This is a genomic window from Luteococcus sp., assembly GCF_043424415.1.
Classification (GTDB): Bacteria; Actinomycetota; Actinomycetes; order Propionibacteriales; family Propionibacteriaceae; genus Luteococcus.
Genome location: NZ_JBHWOO010000297.1, coordinates 1 through 10,573, shown reverse-complemented (window position 1 = coordinate 10,573; position 10,573 = coordinate 1). Strand labels below are relative to the sequence as shown.

The 10,573-nt window shown below is 65.8% G+C and carries 10 protein-coding genes and 1 pseudogene; 3 read left to right on the top strand and 8 right to left on the bottom strand.

Translation table 11 applies throughout. From position 1 onward, the window contains the following. The 6 genes and pseudogenes from ACHFFZ_RS16725 to ACHFFZ_RS16700 all read right to left on the bottom strand — a co-directional run. A partial coding sequence (locus ACHFFZ_RS16725) for an IS110 family transposase (protein WP_394277724.1) occupies positions 1 to 1,370 on the bottom strand: 1,370 nt, incomplete at its 3' end. Positions 1,371 to 1,612: 242 nt separating this feature from the next. Then, positions 1,613 to 2,937 (bottom strand): annotated as a pseudogene (locus ACHFFZ_RS16720) (IS256 family transposase). A 14-nt stretch (positions 2,938 to 2,951) separates the two neighbouring features. Then, positions 2,952 to 3,641, bottom strand: a complete 690-nt coding sequence (locus tag ACHFFZ_RS16715) for a hypothetical protein (RefSeq protein ID WP_394277723.1) — start codon at positions 3,639 to 3,641, stop codon at positions 2,952 to 2,954. A 142-nt stretch (positions 3,642 to 3,783) separates the two neighbouring features. After that, positions 3,784 to 3,999, bottom strand: coding sequence for a hypothetical protein (locus ACHFFZ_RS16710; RefSeq protein WP_394277722.1), 216 nt, complete (start codon positions 3,997 to 3,999; stop codon positions 3,784 to 3,786). Continuing rightward, entirely contained in the window at positions 3,996 to 4,196 is a 201-nt protein-coding gene (locus ACHFFZ_RS16705) for a hypothetical protein (protein ID WP_394277721.1), read from the bottom strand. The genes ACHFFZ_RS16710 and ACHFFZ_RS16705 overlap by 4 nt, the downstream gene beginning before the upstream one ends. 3 nt (positions 4,197 to 4,199) lie before the next feature. Beyond that, positions 4,200 to 4,601, bottom strand: a complete 402-nt coding sequence (locus ACHFFZ_RS16700; protein ID WP_394277720.1) for a hypothetical protein — start codon at positions 4,599 to 4,601, stop codon at positions 4,200 to 4,202. A gap of 127 nt (positions 4,602 to 4,728) precedes the next feature. Here ACHFFZ_RS16700 and ACHFFZ_RS16695 point away from each other — a divergent pair, with 127 nt between their 5' ends. After that, positions 4,729 to 4,983 carry a helix-turn-helix transcriptional regulator gene (locus tag ACHFFZ_RS16695; RefSeq protein ID WP_394277719.1) on the top strand — a complete coding sequence of 85 codons (255 nt, stop codon included), beginning with the start codon at positions 4,729 to 4,731 and terminating at the stop codon, positions 4,981 to 4,983. A gap of 396 nt (positions 4,984 to 5,379) precedes the next feature. On the opposite strand, the gene ACHFFZ_RS16690 is transcribed toward ACHFFZ_RS16695, so the two are convergent. Then, positions 5,380 to 5,613, bottom strand: coding sequence for a hypothetical protein (locus ACHFFZ_RS16690; RefSeq protein WP_343886842.1), 234 nt, complete (start codon positions 5,611 to 5,613; stop codon positions 5,380 to 5,382). Positions 5,614 to 6,071: 458 nt separating this feature from the next. On the opposite strand from ACHFFZ_RS16690, the gene ACHFFZ_RS16685 reads away from it, so the two are divergent. Both ACHFFZ_RS16685 and ACHFFZ_RS16680 read left to right on the top strand, forming a co-directional pair. Next, complete coding sequence (locus tag ACHFFZ_RS16685) at positions 6,072 to 7,226, top strand: site-specific integrase (RefSeq protein WP_394277718.1); 1,155 nt, start codon at positions 6,072 to 6,074, stop codon at positions 7,224 to 7,226. Positions 7,227 to 7,232: 6 nt separating this feature from the next. Next, positions 7,233 to 9,287 carry a hypothetical protein gene (locus ACHFFZ_RS16680; protein WP_394277717.1) on the top strand — a complete coding sequence of 685 codons (2,055 nt, stop codon included), beginning with the start codon at positions 7,233 to 7,235 and terminating at the stop codon, positions 9,285 to 9,287. Between the two features lie 520 nt (positions 9,288 to 9,807). Here the strand turns inward: ACHFFZ_RS16680 and ACHFFZ_RS16675 are convergent. Next, positions 9,808 to 10,509: a DUF6338 family protein gene (locus ACHFFZ_RS16675; protein WP_394277716.1), complete on the bottom strand. Its 702-nt coding sequence runs from the start codon at positions 10,507 to 10,509 to the stop codon at positions 9,808 to 9,810. Between the last annotated feature and the right edge of the window lie 64 nt (positions 10,510 to 10,573).

Sequence of the window (10,573 nt, the reverse complement as noted above, 5' to 3'; positions counted from 1 at the left end):
GGCTGGGATGTTGGAGCGCTCTGCGACTCCTGTGACTCTTGGTCCGCCTCCTGCTTTTGGGGGATTTGCGTGCGCTTGTGCCGTGGGGTCACGCGGCTAGCCTTCTTGGAAGGGTGGCGATCCTTCACGATGCGTCGGCCTTCTTCAGGTGTGATCGGTGTGCCGTCGACATCGCGTATTTGGTAGGGCTGCTGGCTGCGCATGCATGCGGCGATCCTGGTGACCAAGGTCGTCGCGATGTGGCAGATTGCCGAGTCGTGATGCCGGTCGCCGGCCATCAGTCGCTGGTACTTCGCGGCGAGTTGCGGGTCGCTGCGACGAGCGGCATCGGCGGCGGTGAACAGCATTTCTCGCAGTAACGGGTCTCCGGCCTTGGTGATGGTGGAGTTGTGGCCGCCGACGCCGGACTGTTTGGTGATGGGGACCAGGCCGGTGTAGGCGCGGATCGCGGCGAGCGAGGTGAAGCGGTGGGGGTCGCCAATGCGCCCGGCGATCACGGCTCCAGTGACAGGACCGACGCCGGGGACAGTCTCAAGGATGCGGTTTGGATCAGCTTCGGCGTAGAGATTGGCGATGCGTTCGTCGATCTGACGGATTTGGCGCAGGAGGTAGAGGGCCTGTTCGGCCTCGTGGGCGATGTCGGCGGCCAGCTCGGCGAAGTCCATCCCGTCGTTTCCTTCGGGCGTGCGCCAGAGGTCGAGGGACTGTCTGGCGGCCTCGAGGAGCGCTGCCGCATGGTGTTCGCGCCATGCTCCACGTGAGCGCGCGATCAGGAAGCGTGCCAACCGTGCTTGGCCAAGGCGGATCACCGTGTGGGGATCGGCGTAGCGGGCGAGGAACTCCAGCGCGGCGATGCCGTAGTCGGATCCCAGGACGGCATACCAACCGGGGCCCAGGAGCTCGACCAGCGCATCGATGCGGGCGAAGACGGCGGTGCGGCGCTTGACCATGGTGGAGCGCTGCTTGACCAGTCGGCGTAGCGGATCGGCCGGGCCTTGTCCGGAATATTCGCGCAGCCCTTCGGGATGCAACAGAGGAAGACGCGCGAGTAGTTCAGAGTCGATGCGGTCGTTCTTGGTGTGCTTGGAGTAGTACCTGCGCAGGTCGGCGGACTGGGTGGTGGGGACCATCACGACCTTCGCGCCGTGACGACGGAACCATTCGGCCAGGATGATCCAGGCGTTGCGGGTGGGTTCCATGACCACGGTCAGCTCGGCGGGATCGTTGATGTCAAGGTCACGCCACAGACGTTCAAGGTCGGCGGTGGAGGTGCTGAACTTGCGGCCGCGCCACACGGTGGTGCCGTGGTGGGTGAGCGTGGCTTGATGGGCGGCGCGACACGCGACGTCGATGCCCAAGGTCCAGGTCATCGCGGGTGTCCTTCCAGTAGTTCGGACCATGGATGTGGCTGGTGGTCGCGGCCACGGCCCAGACATTCTGCAAGTAGGAATCCGCCCCACGATGGGTGGTTCCAAGTTCCCGAACAGGGACACCGCTCGACCAGTCACAGGCCTGCGAGGACCCTCCACTGTTCAGAGATCACATTGTGTCTCGGTAAGTGATGCCCGGCCTCTCGCAGGCCCACTCCCAAGCTAAATGTCAGTGGCGGTTTCTACTGGTGGGTGCTGGCCGCGGGCATGCGGTCAGCGAAGGTGGTGGCGAACGCGTTCAGCGCGGGCTTCCAGCGCATGCCCCAGCGGGTCTGACCGGTTCCCTTCGGGTCCAACGATCTCACGGTCAGATAGAGCGTCTTCAGCGCGGCCTGCTCGTTCGGGAAATGTCCCCTGGCCCGAACCGCCCGGCGGAACCGGGCATTGAGACTCTCGATCGCGTTCGTCGAACACAAGACCTTGCGGATCTCCAGGTCGTAGTCCAGGAACGGTACGAACTCGGTCCAGGCATTGCGCCACAGCCGGATCATCGCCGGATAGGCCTTCCCCCACTTCTCCGCGAACTCCTCAAACGCGGTCTCGGCGGCCTCCACGCTTGGAGCCTCGTAGACAGGCCTGAGGTTCGCGGCGATCTCGGGCCAGTGCTTCTTCGACGCATAGCCGAAACTGTTGCGCAACAAGTGGATCAGACAGGTCTGCACCTTCGCCTCGCCGAACACGTTGCCGATGCTGTCCGGGAGGCCCTTCAACCCGTCACAGACGACGAAGAACACGTCCTTCACACCCCGGTTCTTGAGTTCTGTGAGGCAGGCGAACCAGAACTTCGCCGACTCGCCGTCGCCGTTGCCGGGCCAGATCCCCAGAATGTCCTTGTGACCGTCGAGGTCGACACCGATTCGTGCGCGTAGTAGGGCTGGTTGCGCACCTGCCCGTCGCGGACCTTGATCACGATCGCGTCGATGAAGATGGCGGAGTAGATCGGCTCCAACGGCCGGCTCATCCAACCATTCATCTCGTCCAGGACACGGTCGGTGATCCGGCTGATCGTGTCCTTGCTCACGCTCGTGCCGTAGACCTCGGCGAAGTGGGCGGCGATCTCCCCAGTCGTCAGGCCTTTCGCAAACAAGCTCAACACCATGGCATCCATGTCCGACAAGCGGCGTTGGCGCTTCTTCACCAACTGCGGTTCGAAGGTGCCGTTGCGGTCCCTGGGGACCTGGATCTCGATCGCGCCGACGTTGTCGGTGATCACCGTCTTCGACCGGGAGCCGTTGCGGGAATTGCCCGACCCGCGGCCGACGGGGTCGTGCTTGTCATAGCCCAGGTGTTCGTTCATCTCTTCGTCGAGGGCTGCCTCGACGACCTGGGCGGTCAGGGCCTTCAGCAGTCCGTCGGGGCCGGTCAGGGCGATCCCGGCGTCCTTGGCCCGGCGCACCATCTGCGCGATCGCCTCGCGCTGGGCCTTGTCGAGCTCGGCGGGCTCTGGTGGTGGTTCACTCACGCCGTCCAGTCTGGCCGACCCGTCAGCCAGCTCGACAGCATCCATCGTTGTCTCGGTCATCATGACTCCTCCTGCCCTGTCGGGCGATGGAGCCACTTACACCGATCGTCGGACACTCCCAGACCCTGCTCGTCACCCCACACAGCAGGTTGAACGTGGATGCCGTAGGAGTAGAACGGGTCTTGCTCGTTGAGGTACTTCACGGTGGTATTCAGCTGAGTCGTGGTTTCCTCGACAGTTGGTACTGACACTGCATCCGCGCTGCGGCCCTGGAACTGCATCAGAGTTGCAGCTGCTCGAAGAATCTCCTCACGGGACCCATTGAAGAAGTAGTCCACCGTGCGGGGGTGGTCGCTAGCCCAGAGTTCACAGCGGTCAAGTCCATCCCAGTGAGGCTCGGGCAGCCCACGTCCCGTGGCGTACTTGCGCAGCCGCTCGAACCCCTCGGGGGTTGGGTTCACGGGTACCACCAGATGCCATTCATCCACATGGAGCGTGGCCCATCGGGGATCAGTCACCAAGCGGTCGATACTGCCCTCGATTTGGTCCCACTGGTTAGCGGTGAACGTGTGATGAAAGCCCTTGACCTGGTAGACCACCGTTCGCTCGTCCATGTCCAAGATGTCGATGCCGCCGTCGCCACGCGAGGGTCGAATCCTGACCGCGCGAGGGTGCTCGGCGGCGATGAACATCGCGATGGCTTGCTCGATGTCTTCGCCGGGATACGTTGACCAAGCGACTCCCGCCACGACTGGCCTCCTGAGATGGGAGCAGCCTCAGCGCTGCTCGCATCAGGATAGGGCTTGGGACGCCCGACATTCCTTCGAGCGTTGTGATCCCCTGCGGTCCCTCAGAGACTCTGAAGCCCCGGGCTGCGGCATCAACCAGTGGTCACGCGATGGTGGTGGGCGTCGCCCCGCAGTCTGCCCAGGAAGCGAAGGTCTGAAGTGGCCGTCTCGGTGGCTCGGGCAGACCGGCCTTGATCCGTCGCATCTCGCGGCGGAAGTCCTGGGCATCCTCGGCAGCGATCTGGGTATCCAAGGCCATCATCGCGGCTCGGGCCTCGGGCGTCAGGACCGGCTTGGGCCGGGGCTTCCGCGCGCTCATGCCAGGCCGCCCATCTCGAACAGCACCTCGTCCGGGTCGGTGGCGATCCGGTAGGACCACAGTTCCTCTCGCACCTGCTCTCGGTCGGCACCTTGAGCGAGCGCGTGCTGCGCCCGGACTCGTTCGGCCCAGTACTGCCTGTAGTGCTGGGTGACCACGTTGGCGGAGCGGCGCGCGTTCTCCTTCGTGCCGAACACGACCTACAGGATCGCCCCGACGAGCCACCCCACGGCGATGGCGGCGAACAGTCCGGTCATGATGCCGCTCAGGATGGCCTGGGCCAGCGCGCTGCCCCCTTGCGGAGGGTTGGCCAGTATCACGCCACCGCCGATGAGCGCCCCGATGGCGAACATGGCCCCACAGCCCGTGGCGAAGCACTTCGCCATGATCTTCGGCTTGCTCGCGACCAGCGGACCTTGGAGGGGGAACAGCGGGGCGGCATCGGGCAGGTATCCCTGCGGGGCGGCGTTGAAGTCAGTCTCGACCTGGGCGTTCATGCGTTGCGCTGCCTGCATGAAGGCCCGTGCCTCAATTCCTTGGCTGGCTACCCACGCGACTCCTGTTGCACCCGCCCAACCTGCTGCGCTGGCGATCTTCCCCATGGCTTCCCCTCGGTCAAAGAGTGACGGTCCCCTTGGTGGGCCGTGCCTCCTCTAGGCAAGCAGTTCGCAAGTTATAGTACAAGGACTTGGGCTGCGTAGGCTAGGCCGAAACCATTGGGCTGGACGGGTGAGCCCCGTCCAGCCCGAGCCCGACATGACGCGTGTCCGCGAGGTGTTCGTGACCGCGAAGGCCGAGTCGGGCCTGACCTACGACCAACTCGTCGCCGCAACGGGCTTGGCCCGGCAGACCTTGGTGAACATCGCCGCTGGTCGGTACCGGGGTGACCTGCGGACCTGGTTGGTGCTGTCCAAGGTCTTCGGGTCCACACTCGATGACCTCATGGCCCCTGTCTGGGTCCACGACCCAGCCTTGCCGAGCTGAGACGGCGGGGGCGAATTGTAAGGCGGTCGGCGGGACGGCAGCGGGCAACCAACAGCCCCCGCCTCCGTGATGATGGCAGGGGCTGTCGTGGTGCTTCAAGGCGCGTTGCTAGGGGCGGGGGAAGATGGCCTCGATCCTGGGGCCTTGGTCCGTGTCACGCCAGAACACCCCCAAAGGGTGCCGCTGAGGAACGGCGATCACCAAGAGGGTATACCCCTCCTCAGTTCTTATGCCCTGGGAGTGGAGGCGGGCCAACGACGGGTCGGCGAAGATGCCCTCGACCACGTCCAGGACAGCGTTGTAGCAATCAACGTCCGGACTCTCTTCCAGGGCATCCAGTTGCTGGTCCGCTACTGCGGAGTACGCGCCGTCCACAGAGGTCGCCTCACTGCCCGGCTAGTGCCTGCGCTGCCGCGACCGATGGACGGTTTCGGAAGCCGTGGCATCGCGGAGCAGGGTGCGCAGCTCTGCGTCGGCGTTGTACTCCGCCTGGGCCTTGGACATGACGACGGCTGGCTGGAGGATCAGCACGCCGTCCTCCAACTCTTCGAGGAGGTAGGGGGTGTCGGGCCGCCCAGGGAGGACGACCCGGGATCGCGAGTCGGTCTTGACGAGTGTGGGTGAAGTCATGGTGGGCATCCCTTCCCAGGTGTCGTGCACCTTAGAGTAGCACCCACTGGGGGAAGGTGGGCACGTGGGCAAATGGGCGACGCTTCGAGACGTTGCCGAGCGGGAACGGGATGCACCAGCAGATTGTTGCCCCCGGGAACGCACCCAACTCGTACCCTGATTCAACGTTCCCACTAGTGATTTCGCTTTAGGGCTGGACAATCACCGGCGGCTTCCGATAAAGTAAAACAACCAGTCGCGCACTGGATAGGTCGCACCTGAGGGTCCGACGGCCTCAGCTCTATGGATACTCAGTTGCGCGCGCTCATGCGACGAAGCCATGAGCCTCATCCCGTTGTCGGGTCCGGCCACGAGCCGGTCATTGCGAGCGCCCGGTTGCCCCGGTGGTGCCCCTGCGGCGTCGCCCCCGGACCTCACCCAACCTTTCCTCCCCTTCTCGCGCTGCGTCGGCCCAACCTGTGGCTGACAAGCAAGGGAAGGCGCAGTCCGCTCCCCTGACCCCCGGCTACCTGCTCGGCAGGCCACCGACGCCGTGGCCCGTCAACCACAACGCTTGGTTCTCTGCTGGCATGAACCAGGACAAGACCATCCCCGATGCGGGACCTGAGGACGTCACGCACGTCGTCATGAACTACGTGCCGCGCTACGTGGACCTGCACGACTGGCTCGTCGTGCGCGAGTTCGTCCAGCAGGCCGTGCTGGACTCCCAGCCCATCTCCGGCGACGAGGCACGCCGTCGCATCACCATCGTCGGGATGATGGTGGCCTGGGCCCATCGCCTCGCAGGCTACGACCTCGACCGGACGGCCATCTTCACCCTCGACGTGATCGGGGAGTGGATCGACCAGGAGTGCGGCCACTACAGCCTGAAGGTGCGCAAGATGTACCGCGCCCGGCTGAAGTCGATCAGCAAGACGATCAACCCCGAGTTCCCCGACGTCCCCAACGAGACGGCCTACCAGAGCGCCTGGAACCCCGACCCCTACTCGGCAGAGGAACTGGCCGAGGTGGTCGGCTGGGCCAACGGGCAGTCGACCGCGATGCGTCGCCACAAGGCCCTGGTGCTCCTGGCCCTCACGGTCGGTGCTGGGCTCTACACCCAGGAAGTCGCTGCCCTCAAGGTCAGCGACATCGAGGTGGACGACGACGGCGTGCTGCTCCACGTCCGGGGCGAGCACCCGCGCGAGGTTCCGGTGCTGGCCGAGTGGGAAGGCGTGCTCCGGGAACTGGTCGCGAACGTGCGCCCGGTGGACCCGGAAGCCTTCGCATTCGCACCGGGGCGCACCAACAAGAAGCCCAACGTCGTGACGCGCTTCGTCCAGAGCAGCAACAAGGGCGGCAAGGTCGAGCCGATGACGCGGCGGATGCGCGCCACCTGGGTGGTGGAGCACATCAAGGCGGGTGTCCCGCCCCAGGTGATTGCCGAGGCGGCAGGCATGGTCACGCTGCGCAGTTTCGACAAGTGGCTCTACCACTACCGCGAGTTCGAGACCGAGGAGTACCGCTGCCTGCTGCGTGACGAGATGCGCGAGCAGAAGCGTCTCTCGGTGGCGAACAAGCGTGCCCGCAAGGCACAGCGCGAGTCCCTGCGCGTCGTGGACGAGGAGCGCTGAGACTCCATGACCACCACGGGCGCGTCGATGGGCGGGGAGGGCAACCTCTCCCGCCTGTTCGACGTGCCCGGAGTGCACTCGGGCGACCGACGCTTCGTGCCCGTGCACGCCCCGCAGGTCGAGAGGGCGGCCCTGTGGGTGCGCGCGAGTGGCGTGCTGGAGAAGTTGGCCCAGTGGCGGGCCGAGGATGGCTACGACCCCACCAAGGGCGGGCGGCCCTCGCAGTTCACCGACGAGCATGCCCTGGTGTTGCTGGCCGTGCTGGCGCTGGAGGGCCAGGAACTCACCGCCGTGCGTGCCCGGGACCTGGTGCTGACCCGCCTGACCGATGCGGGCCTCGAAGCGCTGAACGTCGACTTGAACGACCACAGGTGGGTGAAGGGCGAGCGCGGCGTCTACCTGCGCCTGTGGAGGACCGTGCGCCGAGTGCTGGACGTCATTGACCCCCACCCGGACGAGCAGCACCACTCGCGCTACACCTACCGCGAGTACGCCACCTTGTTGTCGAAGCGGGACACCGACCTGGAGGAGTGCCGCCGCCAGCGCCTCGCGGAGTTCACCAACGCCCTCATCTGGACCACGGTCGAGGCCCTGCCCGAGCGAGTGCTGAAGAACTGGGACGGCACGATTGCCGTGGACGGCACCCACGTGCCCCTGGTGAAGAAGGGCATCACGGGTTTCGGGCCCGACAACCGTCAGGCGACGATTGAGGCCGCCCGCGTCGAGCACGCCCGCAAGAACCGCAAGAAGGTGCCGACCGGCAGTGACTGGAAGCCCTTGGCCGAGCGCTGGCAGGAAGGACCCAGGAGCGAGCGCAAGGTGTCCTCGGAGCCCTACGGCGGCTGGTACACGCGCACCCACGAGGAGATCGACAAGCCGGACGGCCACCGCGACACGAAGTGGGCACTCGACGCCCAACTGGCGTTCATGGCGCACCCGGGACCGGACCCGCAGTTCCCCCACCTCGTGCTGGGCATGGGCCTCGACAAGCCCGCTCGCCAGCCTCGCCAGAGCGCCATGACGGCCCTGGCGAACGTCATGAGCCACGACCTGCCTCGCGGCTACGTCGTCGGCGACCGTGACTACTATCCGCACGCCCAGGCCGAGGACTGGGCCATCCCGCTGCGCTCGGCGGGCTACAAGATCGTCGGCGACCTGCGCCGCGACACCCACGGCGTGATGGGCCACTTCGCTGGTGCCGAGCTGGTGGACGGCAACTGGTACTGCCCGGCCATGCCGATCCTTCACAAGAACGCCACGGTGGACTACCACGCCGCCCAGGGCAAGGTCGCCAAGGCGATCACCAACCGGCAGCGGCTGACCCGGGCCATCAAGGACCTCCAGCCCGCCTCCGGCGCGAGCGAGGAGAAGCAGGCCGCCTATCGTGGGGCCCAGGTCAACCTGAGGCGTGCCGAGCGCGAGGAGGCCAAGGCCAAGGAGGAGTTCGCCCGCGTCGAGGCCCGGTGGAAGGAGCTGCTGGAGTACCGGCAGCGCTTCCTCCTGCGTCCCCGGGAGGCTCCGCGTGACAACGGTTCGCAGGCGTTCAAGTGCCCGGCCTCCGGGGCAGGTGCGACCGTCTCGTGCCCCCTGAAGAAGGAACCGTCCCGCACCTCGAAGGGGACCCGCACCCCGATCCAGAAGGGCAACCTGCCCAAGCATCCCGGCAAGGTCTGCACGAACTCGTCCGGCATCACCATCCCGGTTGAGGAGAGCGCCAAGTACGCGCAGTCCCTGGTGTGGCAGTCCGACGAGTGGAAGCGCGCCTACGCCTACCCCCGCTCGATGAACGAGGCCCGCAACGGCTGGCTGAAGAACGTGCAGGGCGGCTCGATTGCCGACCATGCCCGCCGTCCCATGCGCGGGCTCGCCGCCCAGTCACTGCTGCTGGCCCTCATGCTCGGTGCGGAGAACATCCGGGCCATCGAGGTCTACCTCCGCGACGAGGACAAACCGAAGAAGCCCCGGCCTCCCAAGGTGGTCACCCCTGTGGTCACGTGGGACTCGGAAGAGGACGACTACGACTGGGCCGACGCGCCCAACGCCCCACCGGTCGCCGCGTAAGCGGCTGACCCCAGGACGGCGAGCACTTCCCGTCCCAGCTCCACGGCAATTCCACACTCACGACCAGGCTGTCCCTGACAAGGGCGGCCTGGTCGTCGTGCTTCCGGGCAGGTGGCGGGAGCGTTGGGGTGGGCCGGAAGGCCGTTGCGAGCCTCCGACAGCCCGGCTATTGGAGCTGCGAGCACCCTCCGGGGGGCCCGAAATCGGGCTGTGGGACGGCCCGGAGGAGTTTCGAGAATCGCGGAGAGAGGTTTTGCGAATCCCCCACCCTGGGAGTTTCGTGCGATCTTCCGGCTAGGGCGCTCATGAGGAAGGTCGGAGTTGCTTCCCATGCTGGTTCCTGCCATTTCCCACGATTCTCGCGGGCAGTCGAGGACCTGCTGCTTCTGGCTCTCGCGTGCGGGATCCTGACCCTCTTGGTGGTCATGCTCAACGTGTGGACCGATGCGGGGTGACGCTGGGCTCGATGTAACAGGTTTGTTGGACCGGCGAAGCTGCGCCGCTGGGCCTTGAAGCGGGGTCAGCCGTGCTTCGCACAAGGTTTCCCGTCGTGGTCAGTCTTTGGGTTGACTCTGTCCCAGTCGATGTCGGGGTTCGGGTAGCGCACTTGGATGCTGACGATGCGCGATTCCGGCAGCAGGACGGCTGCTTGGTCGGTGCGAGGTGTGAAGCGTTCACTGCTAGCCCGTTTGCGCGACAAAGGTGTGGCCAGTGACAGAAACCGGTGGTCGTCACCTGGGTCGCTGTCGAAGCCCCACAGCCGACCGCGCCAGACGGTTCCGTCCTCCAACTCCACCATGAGAAAGGGGGTTGTCGGCGCCAGTGCCACAAGCGTCTTTACCCAGATGTCACCAGTCTCGAAACTGGCCGGGACACGGCGCCATCTCCAGAACGACGAGGCATAGACGGCACCGCAGCTGATAACAACCGTCACCAATACGAAGCTGAACTGCACTGGTCCGATCCTGCCCCAGGACACCAGGAGCCCCAGGCCATCCCGCGCGTTGCCGGTGCGCCTGGCCGTGACGGCCCACGCGATCGCGGCGAGCGCGAGTGCGCTGGGGACCACCGAGCAGAATGAGGCGAGCATGATGCGGGATGTCTCGAGGAGGGCACTCTCCTTGAGCGACGGAAGGTGAGCAGCTCGACGCAGCTCCCAGAAGATGCCCGGCACCAGGCATACAAAGACTAGGAGCAGTCCTGTCCACGTGGAGGGGATCACTCGTCGTTGTCAGCTTCCAGGTCGGCGACGGTGCTGCCCGAGGTGGGCGTGGGCTGGGCCGTGG